This window comes from Pedobacter sp. UYP30 (genome assembly GCF_040547165.1).
GTDB lineage: Bacteria > Bacteroidota > Bacteroidia > Sphingobacteriales > Sphingobacteriaceae > Pedobacter.
In genome coordinates this window covers 329,044-345,692 of the sequence record NZ_JBEPPD010000002.1, presented here as the reverse complement: position 1 = coordinate 345,692, position 16,649 = coordinate 329,044, and the positions used below count along the sequence as shown (strand labels likewise).

Sequence of the window (16,649 nt, the reverse complement as noted above, 5' to 3'; positions counted from 1 at the left end):
TTACAGTTTTACGATTGAACCACCTGCAGCTTCAATTGCCTTTTGTGCGGTTGCAGAAAATGCATGTGCCGTAATTTCTAATTTTGCTTTCAACTCACCACGACCTAAAATCTTCACCAAGTCGTTTCTAGAAACCAATCCGTGTTCTTTTAATACTGCCAAATCTACAGATTTTAACTCGAATCTTTCTACTAGACCTTGCAGTACATCCAAATTTACACCAACATACTCTGTACGATTAATAGGCTTGAAACCAACCTTAGGCACACGACGTTGTAAAGGCATTTGACCCCCTTCAAAACCAACTTTAGATTTGTAACCAGAACGAGATTGAGCACCCTTGTGACCACGGGTAGATGTACCGCCACGTCCAGATCCAGTACCACGACCGATTCTCTTAACTTTTTTTGTAGAACCCTTTGCAGGTCTCAGATTACTTAAATTCATTTTCTTAAACTTGTGTTGCCCTTCGCTTTCACTAAACAGGTACAACGGTTAAAACTATAAAAAAGTAGCTACAAAAAAGCGGCTACTTTTCTAAATATTTATAAACTTTCTATGGCGATAAGGTGATTTACCTTTCTAACCATACCTACGATTTGTGGAGTTGCCTCAACTTCAACGCTTTGATTCATTTTCTTTAAACCCAAAGCCCTTACAGTTCTTTTTTGGCGTTCGCTTCTATCGATAGTACTTTTAATTTGTGTTATCTTAATTTTAGCCATGATTTTCTATCCGTTAAATACTTTGTTTAAATCTATGCCACGGGTTTGTGCAATCGTGTAAGCATCACGCATTTTTGTTAACGCATCTACAGTTGCCTTAACCACGTTGTGGGGGTTAGAAGAGCCTTTAGATTTTGCAAGTACGTTAGTTATACCGGCACTCTCTAATACGGCACGCATTGCACCACCGGCAATTACTCCCGTACCAACGGCAGCTGGCTTTATTAAAACAAAACCACCAGAGTACTTACCAATTTGCTCATGCGGAACTGTACCGTTTAAAATAGGCACCTTAACCAAGTTTTTCTTTGCATCATCAATTCCCTTAGCAATTGCTTCGGTAACCTCTTTCGCTTTTCCAAGCCCAAAACCAACCACACCATTTTCATCTCCCACAACAACAATTGCAGAAAAACTGAAGGTACGGCCACCTTTGGTAACTTTGGCAACGCGTTGTATGCTAACCAACCGATCTTTCAGTTCTATATCGGTTGTTTTTACTCTCTTTATATTGATAGTTGACATCTTCTTTCTTTCTTTACAATTTAAAAAACTAGACCACCCTCACGTGCGCCTTCTGCTAATGATTTAACACGACCATGGTATAAGTAGCCATTTCTATCGAAAACAACTTCTTTAACACCTGCTGCCAATGCTTTCTCTGCAACTAATTTTCCAACCGCTAAAGATTGCTCTACTTTGTTGCCTTTGCCAGCGAAATCTTTTGATAAAGATGAAGCAGATGCAATGGTACTTCCGTTCACATCATCTATCACTTGAGCATATATACCTTTATTGCTTCTGAAGACAGACAATCTTGGGCGTGCTTCTGAACCAGTAAGTCTCTTTCTGATTCCTTTCTTAATTCTATCTCTTCTTGATAATTTCTTTCCTGCCATGATTACTATTTCTTAGATGCTGATTTACCTGCTTTTCTTCTTAATACTTCGCCAACAAACTTAATACCTTTACCTTTATATGGCTCTGGCGCACGTAGCGAACGAATTTTTGCAGCTACTTGTCCTATCAATTGTTTGTCTATACTTTCCAAAATAATTTTTGGAGTTTGGCCTTTCTCAGAGCTTGTAGTAACCTTAACTTCTACAGGCAATTGAAAGATAAAGTGGTGGGAGTAACCCAAAACCAAATCTAATGTATTACCCTGATTTGTAGCACGGTAACCAACACCAACAAGTTCTTGTTGTAATTTGTATCCTTCGGTTACACCAATAACCATATTATTGATTAATGAACGGTATAAACCATGTAGTGCTTTATGTTTCTTTTGCTCTGATGCGCGACTTACTTGTAGTACGCCATCTTCTTGTTCAATGGTGATGTCTCGATCAACATTTTGAGTTAACTCACCTTTAGGTCCTTTCACCGTAACTACGTTTTCTTTAGAAACCGTTATTGTTACGCCTGCTGGAATTGTAATTGGGGCTTTTCCTATTCTCGACATTGTGTTTTCTCCTCTAATTAATAAATGTGACACAATACCTCACCACCAATTTTTAATTTGGCTGCTTCCTTATCGGTCATTACACCTTTAGAAGTAGATAAGATTGCGATACCTAAACCGTTTAATACCCTGGGCATATTATCTACACCGGCATACTGTCTCAAACCTGGTTTACTTATTCGCATCAACGTACGAATAGCAGGAACTTTTGTGATGGGGTTATACTTTAAGGCGATTTTAATGGTGCCTTGTGCGGTAGTGTCCTCAAATTTGTAGTTCGTGATGTAACCTTTGTCAAAAAGTACTTTCGTAATTTCCTTTTTAAGGTTTGATGCAGGAATTTCTACAACCCTATGGCTGGCCTTAATGGCATTCCTTACTCTTGTTAAATAATCTGCTATTGGATCTGTATTCATTTTTTATTGTTATGATAGTGGTTTCCATTTAGCTACCTAGCTAAAAGACCTGCCATCGGTTTATTTTGAGTTCTGAGTCATACGTAATAAGTTATAAGTTGAACAAACGTACAACGTATAACTTAAAACCTTCAACTCTTTGTTACCAAGATGCTTTTCTTACACCTGGTATCTTGCCATCTAATGCCATCTGGCGAAAAGTTACCCTAGATATACCAAAGGTGCGCATGTAACCGCGCGGTCTACCTGTTAACTTGCAACGGTTATGCAAACGAACTGGAGATGCATTTTTTGGCAACTTGTCCAAACCTTCGTAATCTCCTGCTGCTTTCATTGCGGCACGTTTATCTGCGTATTTTTCTACCAACCGTTGGCGTTTTACTTCGCGTGCTTTTATACCTTCTTTTGCCATTATTCTGCTATTTTTTGATTTTTAAACGGTAAACCGAATTGTTTTAGTAACTCAAGGGCTTCCACGTCAGATTTTGCCGAAGTTACGAAAGTAATATCCATCCCTAAAATTTTACTGATTTTATCGATGTTAATTTCCGGAAAGATGATTTGCTCAGTAACTCCCAACGTGTAGTTACCACGACCATCAAAACCTTTATCATTGATGCCTTTAAAATCGCGGATACGAGGAAGAGCAACAGAGATCAAACGATCTAAAAACTCATACATGTTGTTATCGCGCAATGTAACACGCACGCCAACAGGCATCCCTTTACGTAATTTAAAGTTAGAGATATCCTTTTTTGAATTTGCTCCAACTGCTTGCTGACCGGTAATGGTGGTCAACTCAGCAATAGAGGTATCCATAATTTTCTTATCTGTTACAGAAAATCTTCCCACACCTTGATTGATACAGATTTTTTCCAATTTTGGAACCTGCATAACCGTTTTGTACTGAAATTTCTCTTTAAGTGCAGTTACAACTTCTTCTTTGTACTTGCTTTTTAACCTAGGTGTAGCCATTATTTAATTTCCTCCCCTGATATTGTAGCCACTCTAACTAATTTACCTTCTGCATTTGCCTTACGGCCAACGCGGGTTGTCTTTCCAGATTTAGGATCAATCAACATAAGGTTTGAAATGTGTAAAGCTGCTTCTTTTTTAATAATACCACCGTTAGGATTAGCTGTATTTGGTTTAGTGTGTTTAGACACTAAGTTTACACCTTCTACAATGGCTCTGTTTTTCTCTATAAATACTTCTAGTACTTTTCCTTGCTGGCCTTTTGAGTCTCCTGCAATGATCTTTACTAAATCTCCTGTGCGGATCTTCAGCTTTGATGGTTTGTTTACTTTAGTTCCCATTTTATAATACCTCCGGTGCTAATGATACGATTTTCATGAATTGTTTCTCACGTAACTCTCTCGCAACGGGGCCAAAAATACGTGTACCTCTTGGCTCGTCTTGTGCGTTTAGCAATACGGCTGCATTATCATCAAAGCGGATGTAAGAGCCATCTTTGCGTCTAATCTCTTTTTTAGTTCTAACAACAACTGCTTTAGAAACTGTACCCTTTTTTATATTGCCTGATGGCAATGCGCTTTTAACGGTTACAACAACTTTATCGCCAATTGAAGCATAACGTTTGCCGGTTCCACCCAACACACGTATAACTAAAACTTCTTTTGCGCCACTGTTATCAGCAACGTTTAATCTTGATTCCTGTTGTAACATGTTATTTAGCCCTTTCTAAAATTTGTACCAATCTCCAATTCTTGTTTTTACTTAGCGGGCGAGTTTCCATAATCAATACAGTATCTCCGATACCACATTCGTTCTTCTCGTCATGTGCCATAAATTTGGTAGTTTTCTTAACGAACTTACCATAAATAGGGTGCTTTACTTTACGTTCTACAGTTACCACAACAGATTTATCCATCTTGTTGCTCACCACCAACCCTGTTCTTGTTTTTCTTAATTTTCTTTCCATTTCGACTTTCAAATTAATTGCTTTCAGTAGTAGCAGTTGCCGCGGCAGCCTTTACTTTAGTCAGTTCAGTATTTAAACGAGCTATATCTCTCCTTAATTTCCCTATACGAGAAGGATTTTCTATGGCCGAAACAGCGTGCGCAAATTTCATCTTTTTAAGATTTTCTGTTTCTTCTGCAATCTTAGCTACTAAATCTTCTTTTGAAAGCCCTATGATTTCTGAATATTTCATTTCTATTTTTCTTTTAATTTTGAGTGTAGCGGTTGTACAAACAAGTATCTACAACATTCATCTCAAATAACTTATGCTTCTACGTAATCTCTACGTACTACAAACTTGGTTTGGATTGGTAATTTTTGTGCTGCTAAACGTAATGCTTCTTTAGCAACTTCTAAAGGAACACCCTCGGCTTCGAAAATTACGCGCCCAGGTCTAACTACGGCAACCCAGTATTCTGGAGCTCCCTTACCTTTACCCATACGCACCTCTGCCGGCTTTTTGGTAATTGGCTTGTCCGGGAAAATTCTGATCCATACCTGGCCTTCACGTTTCATAAAACGTGTTACCGCAATACGGGCAGCCTCTATTTGTCTACTGGTAATCCAAGTAGATTCTAGAGATTTGATGCCAAAAGACCCAAATGCCAGCTCAGCTCCACGAGAAGCTAAACCTTTCATCCTGCCTTTTTGCATCTTCCTGAACTTTGTTCTTTTTGGCTGTAACATTTTATTCTTATCTTATCGTTAAACGATGTTAATTAATCAATTATTTGCGAGGACCTCTAACACCTGCACCTGCACCGCCGCCTCTATTATTGCCGCCGCCACCGCTGCGTCTGTCATTTCCACCACGGTTGTCTCTTCCACCACCTCTATTATCTCTTCCACCAAAAGAAGGCTTATCGCCGGCACCTTTAGGCCCGTTGTTTGTAACACCTATGTTCGGAGACAAATCGCGTTTGCCATAAACCTCGCCCTTCATAATCCAAACCTTAACACCTATTTTACCATAAGTAGTTAAAGCTTCTGCCAAAGCGTAATCTATATCTGCGCGGAAAGTGTGCAAAGGTACTCTTCCTTCTTTGTATTGTTCGCTACGTGCCATTTCTGCACCACCTAAACGACCAGAAGTCATGATTTTTATACCTTCTGCACCCATACGCATGGTTGATGCAATGGATGTTTTCATTGCTCTACGGAAAGAAATTCTTGCTTCTAATTGCTTAGCAACACCTTCTGCAACCAATTGTGCATCTAGCTCTGGGCGTTTGATTTCGAAAATGTTGATCTGAATTTCCTTTTTAGTCAATTTCTTCAACTCTTCCTTAATCTTATCAACCTCAGCTCCTGCCTTGCCAATTACAATTCCTGGGCGTGCTGTGTGGATAGTTACAGTAATACGCTTTAACGTACGCTCAATAACTACCTTAGATATGCCACCCTTTGCAATACGTGCAGACAGGTATTTTCTTATTTTTTCGTCCTCAACTAATTTATCGGCATAGTTATTTCCACCAAACCAGTTAGAGTCCCATCCTTTGATGATACCTAGCCTGTTACCTATTGGATTTGCTTTTTGTCCCATTTCCTAAATTAGTTTTGAGTTTCTGTATTTTTACTATCTACTATCAGCGTAATGTGGTTAGAACGTTTGCGTATTCTAAAACCACGGCCTTGCGGCGCTGGTCTTAAACGCTTAAGTTGGCGGCCACAGTCTACCATAATTGTCTTTACAAACAACTGGTTTTCTTCTGGTCGGGCACCATCATTTTTAGTTTCCCAATTTTTAATGGCAGATAATAATAGTTTTTCAACTCGTATTGCCACCTCTTTATTGGTAAACTTTAAAATGCTTAATGCTTTTTCTACGCGTTCACCTCTGATAAGATCTACAACTAGGCGCATTTTACGCGGCGAAGTTGGACAATTATTTAATTTTGCTATTGCTTCCATTGTCTAATTATTTCCTTTTTTCAGAGTGTCCTCTAAATGTTCTGGTTGGGGCAAATTCTCCCAACTTGTGTCCAACCATGTTTTCTGTTACGTACACAGGAATAAATTTATTACCGTTGTGTACCGCAAATGTATGACCAACAAAATCTGGAGAGATCATTGATCTGCGAGACCATGTTTTAATGACCGACTTTCTGCCTGCGTCATTCATAGAGAGAACCTTTTTCTCTACATTATGGTCTATATAAGGTCCTTTTTTTATCGAACGAGCCATTATTTCTTCCTTCTCTCTATGATGTAACGATTAGAATATTTTTTCTTTTCTCTGGTTTTAAAGCCTTTAGCTAATAAACCATTACGTGAACGTGGGTGACCACCTGATGATCTACCTTCGCCACCACCCATTGGGTGATCGACAGGATTCATCGCTACCGGCCTAGTTCTAGGACGGCGACCTAACCAACGTTTACGACCGGCTTTACCGAGTACTTCGTTTGCATGGTCTGAGTTAGAAACAGCACCTATTGTTGCCAAGCAGGTAACCAGTATTAAACGGGTTTCGCCAGATGGCATTTTAAGTGTGGCATACTTGCCATCGCGTGCAGCTAATTGTGCATAGGCACCAGCGCTACGTGCAAGCTGTGCTCCTTTGCCCGGGTGAATTTCTACGTTGTGAACGATAGAACCCAAAGGAATGTTAGCCAATTTTAAAGCATTACCAACTTCTGGAACAGCTTTCTCACCAGACATAACTTCTTGTCCTACTTGAATGCCTTCTGGAGCGATGATATAACGCTTCTCGCCATCTGCATAATGCAATAACGCTATGCGGGCGGTTCTGTTAGGATCGTATTCTACTGTTGCTACAGTAGCAGGAACATCAAACTTATCGCGTTTAAAATCTATTAAACGATAAGATTTTTTATGACCACCGCCCATGTAGCGCATAGTCATTTTTCCTGTGTTGTTACGCCCACCAGATTTCTTTGATGATACAACCAATGATTTTTCGGGCTTGGTTGCTGTAATCTCCGAAAAGCTGGCACCTACCCTAAAGCGAGTACCCGGAGTGACTGGTTTAAATTTTCTTAAGCCCATAGTTATTATTAATAATTGAATTAGATATTTGCGTAATAATCTATCGTTTCGCCATCTTTTAGCGTAACAATTGCTTTCTTATATTTATTGGTGCGACCAGAAACAAAGCCTCCTTTTGTATAACGAGATTTTGCTTTTCCGTCTACCACCATCGTATTTATCGCTACAATAGTAACACCATACATTTTTTCGATTTCCGATTTTATCTGTATTTTGTTAGCTCTATGGTCTGCGCTAAAAGTAAAGCGGTTGCCTTTCTCGGTTAAAAGAGAAGCTTTTTCGGTTAATATTGGTTTTTTTAAAATTTCCATATTACTTGGCAAATGCCTCCTCCAAAGATTTGACAGAATTTTCGGTAAACACAAGTACACCTGCATTTAATACGTCGTACGTATTTAATTGGCTTGCAAGAACTACCTTGGTTCTCTGAATGTTTCTGCTTGATAAATAAATATTGTTATCTGGTGCTGGTAATACCAACAATGTTTTTTGGCCATCTAAATTTAAAGCTTCCAATAAACCTCTATAGCTTTTAGTTTTCACAGCATCGAATGTAAAATCTTCTAAAACAAGCACGCTATTGTCTTTAGCTTTATAAGCCAGGGCAGATTTACGGGCCAAAGATTTAAGTTTCTTGTTTAACTTGAAGCCATAATCGCGCGGTTGCGGACCGAATACACGACCACCTCCATTAAACAAAGGTGACTTAATGCTACCAGCACGTGCACCACCTGTACCTTTTTGCTTGTAAAGTTTGCGGGTAGAGCCTGCAATTTCATTACGTTGTTTAGACTTGTGCGTACCTTGACGTTGATTGGCCAAATACTGTTTCACATCTAAATAAATAGCATGGTCGTTTGGTTCTATACCGAATACACTTTCAGAAAGCTGCACCTTGGCACCTGTTTCTTTACCTGAAATATTTAATACTTTAACTTCCATCTGACTACTTATCTAAAATTACGTAAGAACCCTTGGCGCCTGGTATGGAACCGTTAACCACAATTAGGTTTTGATCTGCATAGATCTTTAACACCTGCAAGTTTTGGACTTTTACCCTGTCTCCACCTGTTCTGCCTGCCATACGCATGCCTTTAAATACACGAGATGGAAACGAAGACGCTCCCAATGATCCTGGCGCACGTAAACGATTGTGCTGACCGTGTGTTTGCATACCCACACCGGCAAATCCATGACGTTTTACAACCCCTTGAAAACCTTTACCTTTAGAAGTTCCAACAACATCTACGTATTCTCCTACTTCGAAGATAGAAACGGTAACTGTATCACCTAAGACAACAGAATCGTCAAACTCATCAAACTCGATTAACTTACGTTTTGGAGTGGTCTTTGCTTTGGCAAAGTGGCCTTTTAAAGGCTGGGTGGTGTTTTTTTCTTTGGCTTCGTCATATCCAAGTTGAACTGACGAGTATCCATCTTTTTCTTCGGTTTTTACTTGTGTCACCACACAAGGCCCAGCTTCGATTACGGTACAAGGAATGTTTCTTCCTGCCTCATCGAAAATACTGGTCATTCCTACTTTCTTTCCAATAATTCCTGACATTATATTTTATTTTTTTAACACCCATCGAAGCAGTAGGGCTTCGTTCAAGGTGGTTCTTCATCCCGTTTTAGGGGAGGGCAAAAATAGGAAAGAATTATTAATATTCAAATAGTTAGCTCATTATTTTTTCAAATAGTTTATCGGATGTTAATCAGTTCTATTTAAAAGCAATTTTTAGAAAGACAAAAAACAGAAAAAAAGCGCTCCATACGGCCGTCTGTTGGCAATATTCCGGTTATCCTTATTGAAAGTCAATGAAATAGCTGCCGATCTTTTTACTGGGCACTGAATTATAGACTGTATTACAGAAACTAAGTTACACCTATCATGCAAAACCACCATTTAAGCTTAGCATGATAATGCAGAGTACGATGAAACCAATGACAACATACATATAGTCCTTCTCTAAAGAAAAGGTGAAAATGGAAAAGATAACTCTAGAGATAGGTGTAAAGATTAGCAGCAAAATCCCGAACTGTATGATGACTTTACCATTTAAGCTTGGCAACATTTTAATAATCTCGGTTGGTTTAGATAGTGATGCTATCTCTGGGGTAAACGTTTTATAGCTTACCTTTGTCCCGCTCTCGGCAATTAAAAAGAGAACCCCGCCAATAAGCACAACCGCCATAGATATGATTACCCCTACGCGCAACAAAGTGCCTAGAATTACCTGTATGTCTTTATCTTTCATCATTTTACTAAATTATATACTCCCGCTAAGGCCATTGTATATCATTTGTATTGCCAAAAAAAGCACCACGCCTGCAAATATGATTTTTAGTTTATCTGCTTTTGTGCGCACAAGTATTTTAGAACCCAACGTTGCTCCAAAAAGCACCCCAATGCATACCGGCATGGCAATACCAGGGTCTATCTGGCCGCGATGCAAGTAAACAACGGCACTTGCGGCCGCCGTTACCCCGATCATAAAATTACTGGTGGTGGTAGAAACCTTAAACGGCATACTCATTATGTTATCCATAGCGATTACCTTTAACGCGCCCGAGCCAATACCAAGCAATCCAGATAGCGTTCCAGCGAAAAGCATCATAAAAAAACCACCTACTACTCTGTGCACTTTATAGGGTTTTTCTACACCATCTATCGGATAACTCCCATTTAGTTTAAAATACAGCGCAAGTTTGCTTGTCTTTTGATTTTCTGATGTCCCCTTCTTTTTTACGACCATCATCACGGCAGAGAAAATTAGAATAAGACCAAATACCACAGCAATAAAACTTGGGTTGAGGTAAACTGCGATAATGGCGCCTCCAATAGCCCCCAAAGTGGTGGCAATCTCCAAAAACATCCCGATGCGGATGTTCGTAATGCCTTCCTTTACATAAGCGGCTGCAGAGCCAGAAGAAGTTGCAATAACTGAAACAATAGATGCACCAATGGCATAATGAATATCTACACCTAAGCCTAAAGTGAGCAAAGGTATGATGATAACTCCTCCACCCAAACCTGTAAGCGAGCCGACTAAGCCCGCTAAAAAAGCGCCGACCAGCAGAATTAAAGTAAAAAGTAAGATAGACATCTAGGCAAATATAATATACCTGTTTATGGTAAACGAAAGATTTACCGAATAAAACAATGTCTATCGGTTACGTGGACAAACTGGGAAAAATGCCCTTTACGTTTGATAAAAGGTTATTTTCTCTTAAACCAACTGGGTTTTTTTTACAAGAATAAAATGCTGCCATAATAACAAATATAAAATTTTGAGATACCCTACTATTGATAAACTTTTTCTCCCTTTTTTAGCCAAATGGACCATGTTCTGCTGTAAGCATGAACTTTAATTGTCTGCTTGCCATTCATATCAAAAACTGGAAAGCCCTCGTTTATCCATTCAAAAACTCCACCATACATATTGTGGGCGTTTGTATAACCTTCGGCAACGAGTTTGCCAGTTATTTTTTCGCTCCTTGCGCCAACAGAACAATACACGATAATTTGTTGGTCTTTAGGGATTCCTTTTAAACGTTGTGTATCAAAATCATCACATCCAACCCAAACCGCATTTTTTACATGACTGACTTCATATTCCGCTTTTTCCCTAGAATCTATAAACTGATATTTCTCTTGTTCTTTATGAGCTTTTTTAGCACTAATTTCGGGAACGTTCTCCTTTAATAACGCTTTTAACATTAAGTTATACGCTCCGCTCTCTACCTTTCGTTGAGCGCTAACAACTAAACTTGAAGTGCTCATTAGCAACATAAACGTATATGTTTTAAAATCATTCATTGTCTTTTAATCGTTGTTATGATTTCTACAAAAATAAGTGCATTACTTCCAATCTAATGGCGCAAGATGGTAGGTGCACTGTACAGATGGCAAAGATCAATTTGTCCATTCTTTTTTCAAATTAATAAAGTAGGGTTTGATGTAATAGCCTTTTTTGGCCAAAAGATTTAATATACCATGTTGGTAAGGTAAATGAGCTGCTCCAATCATTATGAAAAGGCTGTTATTTTTCAGCAACCTATCTATTCCATTAGCCATATTTGTATTTCTGCTGATCATGGTAGAATCGGAGTATTCTTTTTTTGGCAAAAGCTTTAAATTCTGATTGGAATAATTAAAAAACATATCAACATCGGTTTTCGTCTTATTAAAATCATCAATAGATTTCTTTAATTCTTCAATCGCCTTATCAAAACTCAAGCTGGGTTTGACTACCAAATCTACTTGTTCGTCGGCAGTTTCTAACCCCTTAACCGCTATACTTTTAGATTCACAATACTGTGTGAAAAATCCCTCTGGATTAAATTTAGATCGGCTAAATTCATTGGATGTGGATAATTGCTTTTCTAAAGTTATCATCGTAGTAAGGAATGAAGGTTTAATGTAATCTAACATATCCTTAAAACCTTTGAAAAAATCATTAGATGAATCAATCATTAATTGAAGTTTTTTTAAGTGTACCTCATCAAGACTATTTGAAATAGATTTTTCTCTTTTATCACCATCAAGATACATTTTGATACCTAATTTTTCAGATACCAGTTTAAAGTCAGCACCAGATATCTCAAGACAGAGCATACCTGTCTTGTCAATCAAACCTTTAATTTTCTCTATTGGAAACCTAACCTTTGTTGTATCTAATAGATGGATTGAGCCAAAAATATAAGAAGGATAGGAATTTTTGCTCTGTCTGATTTCCCAGCAAACTGAGTTGTCGAATTTTTGAGCTTTACTTGAATAGCCAATTGATAGCCCTGTAAGCAAAAGGAAAAATATTTTAGTTTTCATTCATAAAAATTGTATTTTTTTTACAAAGCGCTCAACGATTCGCGAAAGAGAAATTTCTTATTTCGATTTTCATCTCCCTACTTTCCCAACCTTCTAATCATTTCTGCACTCAAATCTCTCCCGTCGCTTAATCTATCTGCAAAAAAAGCTTTTGCTGCTTCGAAATGGGCTTTATAACCTTTTAGATCACCATAGCCAATTATAGACGCCCACTCGTGTACCGCGGTATGAAATTCTAGATCATCTCCCCTAATCGATTTATCGAACAAAGCTGTATGGATAGATTCCTCTAACATAGCGTCGTTTTTAAAAAGATATTCTGCAATGCCCAACCGAAGCTTAAAAGGAGGCGTTTGGCAAATTAGATTGTCATACGGATTTATACCCATTTTATACCATGCATACACCATACTCAGCAAGCTTAAATGCGAGTTTGGTTTTTGGTTGTGATTTGCATCCGATAGGCTAAATTCCCTCATAATGCTGTCATCAAGCAAAACAAATTTCCTACTCTCGTGAAAAACGAAACTTCTAGCAGCATAAATCTTTGCCCTAAACTGCTCCTCATCTTCACAAATCATCAATTTATATAATTCTGATTCTGCTTGGGCATAATACTTAACTTGTTCTTGGGCATACGGATTAAGGATTGCCAAACCGGCGTAAATGTGAGATTTATAACTAAAAATCCTCAGCGTGGTTAAAATTTTCACGTTATCTATTCCACCGGCATAAGCTGGATTATCCCAAGGGAAAAAACCTGCATTTTTCCACGCCGAGCCCATACTCTCAAAACCCATGTGCGTTACTGCCTGCGTATCTGCTACAATTCTATCATGGGTTTTATAATCATCTAGTTCGATGATGTTAGATTCTAGTGTTTTTAACACCGTAAGCGCTTTTAGATAAGCCTCATCAGAAGCGCGGTGCCTTACCACCACCAATGTCTGCCCTTTAGAACTAAAACCAGGCCCATGCAGGGAGTGACAAGTGACTATATGAGTTTCTTTTGGCAAATATTTTTCAAAAGCGGCAATCTCCGGATGCTTTACAGAGGTTTGCCCACCAACAATAGCGCCATACTTTGTAGAAAGCGCAAACTTTTCTACAACCTCTGCCACCTTCTCTGCCTCCACGCAATACAAAATAAAATCAGATTTGCGCGCAACCTCATGTCCGTCTCTAAGTACCTCTATATTACTGGGCGTTAACTCTGCCTTTAACACCTCAAACTGGTCGGGAACATCGGCACCACACACCCCAAAGCCTGCTTTGGCAAAGCATAGCGCATACAATTTGCCCATGTCGCCCAACCCGATAATTCCTATTTGCATTTAACAAATGTAACCGATACTCCTATAAATTATAATAAAATTTGCATAAAATTGTTAATTAACCATAAGTTTGAGCAAGGATTGAAATAAATTGGTTCTCGTTCAGGATTGCTTCGATTAAAAAATCACAACAAAAACACTAAAACCATTAACAATACGCTATGCAATTTTTAAAAAAAACAACGCTTCTTTTTTTTGCACTTACCCTACTTATTAGCTTCTTGGCGAATGCACAACAAGACACTACTAAAAATGCCGATCATTCTTTAAATGGCCAATACAGGTTCATGCTGTCCAAATCAAAGAGTCTTTATGGATCGAGGCTGATAAACCCTGGTAGATTATCGGTGCTGTGGCGGAGTGTTACAGATACCTTGAAAAAAGAACGCAAAGAACTTGCTCAAGCGAAAGGAAAAATTAATTCGCAAAAAGATGCAAGCGATAACTTAAAAAGCGAAATATCTAACAAACAGAGTGCTTTAGTAACAGCTACGGCAGCGGTAAACGAAATCGGGTTTTTAGGTATTCCGTTTCAAAAGGGAACTTATTCTGTGATGGTTTGGTCTATCATTATATTATTGGCGGTTGCGCTTGCAATAATCATATTTCAATCGGGTAAATATAGACAAGAGGCCAAGTACCGAACAGAACTCTACCAAGAAGTTGCAGACGAATTCCAAACCCATAAAGTAAAGGCCAAGGACAAAGAGATGAAACTAGCTCGCGAGCTACAAGACGAGCGAAATAAATGGGACGATCAAAGAAGAAACTAGTAATCTCTGCTTAAACATTCGTAAACAGCGGTAGTTAAGAAACATCCAAAACCTTTAATAGCATTGCGTGTTCTTCTTTTAAAAGAAAATAGCCATGAAAATAAGTACCTATAGAAAAGACCCTCACTTAGAAGGGTATGACGGCAAGGAGGGCTCGCCAGAAAAAAAAACAACCGTGGAGAGCGTTGAGAACGTTCAGAGCGTTGATGGCGTTAATAAAGCTTCTGAAAAAGGAAACGACGCAAACACTGTAACAAGTTTTGGAAACAAGACTCTAAAAGCAAAGAACAGCCGAGGCTTAAATGAAAATAACATTTTGGCCAAAGACGGTTTCGATAATACCGGAACGCAGGGCAAGGATTCCTTACACGACGACGCCTACCCGCACAAAGATGGGATGGAAACAAAGGAGAGTGCAGAAAGCAATACCGGAAGTTCTTCAAAAGATTTTAAATAAAATATCCATGAATTTATTCAAACTAGTACTTACAGGTGCAGCAGCTGTTTTCGCATATAAGTATGCTACAAAAAAGAGAGAAAGTGATGGCAAATCGTTTGTAGACGATATTTCTGAACAAGCGCCAGAAATGGCAGATAAAGTTAAAGCTTTTGGCGAGCAGCTTAAAGACAAGTATAAAAGCACCGCAGAAAACTTTTAAACCTAAAGTTTCTAAAATCCCTACCTAATTGAGCTGTATCCCTAATCGGATATATCTCGATATTTAACTGAAAAATTTTTTTTATAACTTGATACGCTTGTTTTAGTTATCGCTATCTCAATTTCTATATCGTGGATTTTTGGAGGATGTATGCGTATAAATATTGAAATTTAGCGTATTTATCGTCCACGTTGATGGTTTAATTATTTTGATATTTGATTTCGCTGAAAATCAATCAAAATAACCTTATAACTTGGATCAAGAAATTACGCTTCTTCATGTTTCTCTAATTTCTCTAGTTTCTGGCAACAACAATCTAGCACTTAAAAGCATAGATAATGTTAGTAATATTAAGTTAGCCGCCTCCTTGTTTAGCGAACTAGATACGCTGAGATTTTTAGAGGAAAAACCACTTCCACATCTGCTCTTCTTAGAAATACACACATTTACTAGCATAGAGCTAAACTTTATAAAACATTTAAAAGAACAACATCCAAAGTTAAAAATACTGTGCAACGCCTTTCTAGATGATGTGGAACTGCTTCAATTAGCATTCGAAAACAAGATAGAAGGTTTTATTATCGGCGGCTTCGAGTTACAAGAATTGATTTATGCTGTTAAACAAATCTTATTAGGTCAACCCTATCTTTCCTCTCAACTGGGCATAAAATATATGAAGCAAGCGGCGTCCATTAAAAACAAATCGGCGCATGGGGTGGCGAGGTCGCAACTAAAAATTAGCAAACGAGAGCTGGAGATCCTAAAGTTTGTTGCAGCGGGGTTTACCAACGAAGAAATTTCTGAAAAATTATTTTCGAGTAAAAGAACGATTGAGGGAAACAGAAAGAAATTGTTAGAGAAAACAGGAACAAGAAATACTGCAGAATTAATTGGGTTTGCAGTTAGAAATAATTTTATAGACTAATTACTCATCCGCTTTCTAAGCGTCAGCCATATTTATACAGGCTAAACGGTTAATGCTAAATGGCTTAGATTCGGCAACACTAGAAAAACCTATCTATTTCTTTTGCGAAGTGCACCCGCGATAACCTATAAAAAAAGCCCTGGCAATTTACCAGAGCTTTTTGCTTAGTTCTTTCTAAAGTTACACTTTAATCTCAACCTCAACACCGCTAGGCAATTCAAGTTTCATTAAAGCATCTACCGTTTTAGAGTTAGAGCTATAGATATCCAAAAGACGTTTGTAAGCGCACAATTGAAATTGCTCTCTAGCTTTCTTGTTTACGTGTGGAGAACGCAACACTGTGAAAATTTTCTTCTCTGTTGGCAGTGGAATCGGCCCACTAACCACGGCACCCGTAGGCTTAACCGTCTTTACAATCTTCTCAGCAGATTTATCTACCAAGTTGTAATCGTAAGATTTTAATTTAATTCTAATTCTTTGGCTCATTTTATTTTAAATTAAGACTATTTGTTAGAGCTATTGGTAACAAATAAT

General features: G+C 38.3%; 30 protein-coding genes. 4 read left to right on the top strand and 26 right to left on the bottom strand.

Going from position 1 to position 16,649, the window contains the following annotated elements:
* From rplO to ABIB40_RS03720, 25 genes are all read right to left on the bottom strand, one after another.
* Nucleotides 1-447 (bottom strand): 50S ribosomal protein L15, encoded by a 447-nt coding sequence (gene rplO, locus ABIB40_RS03840; protein WP_354356147.1) that lies wholly within the window; start codon nt 445-447, stop codon nt 1-3.
* Between the two features lie 98 nt (nt 448-545).
* Nucleotides 546-725, bottom strand: a complete 180-nt coding sequence (gene rpmD / locus ABIB40_RS03835; RefSeq protein ID WP_354356145.1) for a 50S ribosomal protein L30 — start codon at nt 723-725, stop codon at nt 546-548.
* Between the two features lie 6 nt (nt 726-731).
* Nucleotides 732-1,250, bottom strand: coding sequence for a 30S ribosomal protein S5 (gene rpsE / locus ABIB40_RS03830; RefSeq protein ID WP_354356143.1), 519 nt, complete (start codon nt 1,248-1,250; stop codon nt 732-734).
* A gap of 20 nt (nt 1,251-1,270) precedes the next feature.
* Nucleotides 1,271-1,624, bottom strand: coding sequence for a 50S ribosomal protein L18 (gene rplR / locus ABIB40_RS03825; RefSeq protein ID WP_354356141.1), 354 nt, complete (start codon nt 1,622-1,624; stop codon nt 1,271-1,273).
* A gap of 5 nt (nt 1,625-1,629) precedes the next feature.
* Nucleotides 1,630-2,187 (bottom strand): 50S ribosomal protein L6, encoded by a 558-nt coding sequence (rplF, locus tag ABIB40_RS03820; RefSeq protein ID WP_354356139.1) that lies wholly within the window; start codon nt 2,185-2,187, stop codon nt 1,630-1,632.
* 17 nt (nt 2,188-2,204) lie between these two features.
* Nucleotides 2,205-2,603, bottom strand: a complete 399-nt coding sequence (rpsH, locus tag ABIB40_RS03815) for a 30S ribosomal protein S8 (protein WP_354356137.1) — start codon at nt 2,601-2,603, stop codon at nt 2,205-2,207.
* 142 nt (nt 2,604-2,745) lie between these two features.
* On the bottom strand, nt 2,746-3,015 hold the full coding sequence (rpsN, locus tag ABIB40_RS03810) for a 30S ribosomal protein S14 (RefSeq protein WP_354356135.1): 270 nt from the start codon (nt 3,013-3,015) through the stop codon (nt 2,746-2,748).
* The gene (rplE, locus tag ABIB40_RS03805; protein WP_354356343.1) at nt 3,015-3,581 is read right to left on the bottom strand and encodes a 50S ribosomal protein L5; all 567 of its coding nucleotides are present in this window, start codon (nt 3,579-3,581) and stop codon (nt 3,015-3,017) included. Before rplE ends, rpsN begins: the two co-directional genes overlap by 1 nt.
* Nucleotides 3,578-3,919 (bottom strand): 50S ribosomal protein L24, encoded by a 342-nt coding sequence (gene rplX, locus ABIB40_RS03800; RefSeq protein WP_502931046.1) that lies wholly within the window; start codon nt 3,917-3,919, stop codon nt 3,578-3,580. Before rplX ends, rplE begins: the two co-directional genes overlap by 4 nt.
* Before the next feature lies 1 nt (nt 3,920).
* Nucleotides 3,921-4,289: a 50S ribosomal protein L14 gene (gene rplN / locus ABIB40_RS03795; protein WP_354356133.1), complete on the bottom strand. Its 369-nt coding sequence runs from the start codon at nt 4,287-4,289 to the stop codon at nt 3,921-3,923.
* Between the two features lies 1 nt (nt 4,290).
* The gene (gene rpsQ, locus ABIB40_RS03790) at nt 4,291-4,545 is read right to left on the bottom strand and encodes a 30S ribosomal protein S17 (protein ID WP_354356131.1); all 255 of its coding nucleotides are present in this window, start codon (nt 4,543-4,545) and stop codon (nt 4,291-4,293) included.
* Between the two features lie 13 nt (nt 4,546-4,558).
* Complete coding sequence (gene rpmC, locus ABIB40_RS03785) at nt 4,559-4,777, bottom strand: 50S ribosomal protein L29 (RefSeq protein WP_354356129.1); 219 nt, start codon at nt 4,775-4,777, stop codon at nt 4,559-4,561.
* A 71-nt stretch (nt 4,778-4,848) separates the two neighbouring features.
* The gene (gene rplP, locus ABIB40_RS03780) at nt 4,849-5,271 is read right to left on the bottom strand and encodes a 50S ribosomal protein L16 (RefSeq protein ID WP_354356127.1); all 423 of its coding nucleotides are present in this window, start codon (nt 5,269-5,271) and stop codon (nt 4,849-4,851) included.
* 40 nt (nt 5,272-5,311) lie between these two features.
* Nucleotides 5,312-6,130, bottom strand: a complete 819-nt coding sequence (gene rpsC / locus ABIB40_RS03775; protein ID WP_354356125.1) for a 30S ribosomal protein S3 — start codon at nt 6,128-6,130, stop codon at nt 5,312-5,314.
* A gap of 8 nt (nt 6,131-6,138) precedes the next feature.
* Nucleotides 6,139-6,498 carry a 50S ribosomal protein L22 gene (rplV, locus tag ABIB40_RS03770; protein WP_354356123.1) on the bottom strand — a complete coding sequence of 120 codons (360 nt, stop codon included), beginning with the start codon at nt 6,496-6,498 and terminating at the stop codon, nt 6,139-6,141.
* Between the two features lie 7 nt (nt 6,499-6,505).
* Nucleotides 6,506-6,772, bottom strand: coding sequence for a 30S ribosomal protein S19 (gene rpsS, locus ABIB40_RS03765; RefSeq protein ID WP_354356121.1), 267 nt, complete (start codon nt 6,770-6,772; stop codon nt 6,506-6,508).
* Entirely contained in the window at nt 6,772-7,596 is an 825-nt protein-coding gene (gene rplB, locus ABIB40_RS03760; RefSeq protein ID WP_354356119.1) for a 50S ribosomal protein L2, read from the bottom strand. The genes rpsS and rplB overlap by 1 nt, the downstream gene beginning before the upstream one ends.
* 20 nt (nt 7,597-7,616) lie before the next feature.
* Nucleotides 7,617-7,907 (bottom strand): 50S ribosomal protein L23, encoded by a 291-nt coding sequence (gene rplW, locus ABIB40_RS03755; protein WP_354356117.1) that lies wholly within the window; start codon nt 7,905-7,907, stop codon nt 7,617-7,619.
* A gap of 1 nt (nt 7,908) precedes the next feature.
* Complete coding sequence (gene rplD / locus ABIB40_RS03750; RefSeq protein ID WP_354356115.1) at nt 7,909-8,538, bottom strand: 50S ribosomal protein L4; 630 nt, start codon at nt 8,536-8,538, stop codon at nt 7,909-7,911.
* Between the two features lie 4 nt (nt 8,539-8,542).
* Nucleotides 8,543-9,160 (bottom strand): 50S ribosomal protein L3, encoded by a 618-nt coding sequence (gene rplC / locus ABIB40_RS03745; protein WP_354356113.1) that lies wholly within the window; start codon nt 9,158-9,160, stop codon nt 8,543-8,545.
* Between the two features lie 325 nt (nt 9,161-9,485).
* The gene (locus ABIB40_RS03740; protein WP_354356111.1) at nt 9,486-9,857 is read right to left on the bottom strand and encodes a DUF1634 domain-containing protein; all 372 of its coding nucleotides are present in this window, start codon (nt 9,855-9,857) and stop codon (nt 9,486-9,488) included.
* 9 nt (nt 9,858-9,866) lie between these two features.
* Nucleotides 9,867-10,703, bottom strand: coding sequence for a sulfite exporter TauE/SafE family protein (locus tag ABIB40_RS03735; protein WP_354356109.1), 837 nt, complete (start codon nt 10,701-10,703; stop codon nt 9,867-9,869).
* Between the two features lie 197 nt (nt 10,704-10,900).
* On the bottom strand, nt 10,901-11,416 hold the full coding sequence (locus ABIB40_RS03730; RefSeq protein WP_354356107.1) for a rhodanese-like domain-containing protein: 516 nt from the start codon (nt 11,414-11,416) through the stop codon (nt 10,901-10,903).
* Nucleotides 11,417-11,512: 96 nt separating this feature from the next.
* Nucleotides 11,513-12,424: a TraB/GumN family protein gene (locus ABIB40_RS03725; RefSeq protein ID WP_354356105.1), complete on the bottom strand. Its 912-nt coding sequence runs from the start codon at nt 12,422-12,424 to the stop codon at nt 11,513-11,515.
* Between the two features lie 77 nt (nt 12,425-12,501).
* The gene (locus ABIB40_RS03720; protein WP_354356103.1) at nt 12,502-13,758 is read right to left on the bottom strand and encodes an NAD(P)-binding domain-containing protein; all 1,257 of its coding nucleotides are present in this window, start codon (nt 13,756-13,758) and stop codon (nt 12,502-12,504) included.
* A 161-nt stretch (nt 13,759-13,919) separates the two neighbouring features.
* On the opposite strand from ABIB40_RS03720, the gene ABIB40_RS03715 reads away from it, so the two are divergent.
* The 4 genes from ABIB40_RS03715 to ABIB40_RS03700 all read left to right on the top strand — a co-directional run bounded on the left by ABIB40_RS03715 (nt 13,920) and on the right by ABIB40_RS03700 (nt 16,115).
* Nucleotides 13,920-14,531, top strand: a complete 612-nt coding sequence (locus ABIB40_RS03715) for a hypothetical protein (protein WP_354356101.1) — start codon at nt 13,920-13,922, stop codon at nt 14,529-14,531.
* A 94-nt stretch (nt 14,532-14,625) separates the two neighbouring features.
* Entirely contained in the window at nt 14,626-14,988 is a 363-nt protein-coding gene (locus ABIB40_RS03710) for a hypothetical protein (RefSeq protein WP_354356099.1), read from the top strand.
* Nucleotides 14,989-14,995: 7 nt separating this feature from the next.
* Complete coding sequence (locus ABIB40_RS03705) at nt 14,996-15,190, top strand: YtxH domain-containing protein (RefSeq protein ID WP_354356097.1); 195 nt, start codon at nt 14,996-14,998, stop codon at nt 15,188-15,190.
* Between the two features lie 253 nt (nt 15,191-15,443).
* The gene (locus ABIB40_RS03700) at nt 15,444-16,115 is read left to right on the top strand and encodes a helix-turn-helix transcriptional regulator (RefSeq protein WP_354356095.1); all 672 of its coding nucleotides are present in this window, start codon (nt 15,444-15,446) and stop codon (nt 16,113-16,115) included.
* A 180-nt stretch (nt 16,116-16,295) separates the two neighbouring features.
* Here ABIB40_RS03700 and rpsJ read toward each other — a convergent pair whose 3' ends face one another.
* On the bottom strand, nt 16,296-16,601 hold the full coding sequence (gene rpsJ, locus ABIB40_RS03695) for a 30S ribosomal protein S10 (RefSeq protein WP_008244591.1): 306 nt from the start codon (nt 16,599-16,601) through the stop codon (nt 16,296-16,298).
* Between the last annotated feature and the right edge of the window lie 48 nt (nt 16,602-16,649).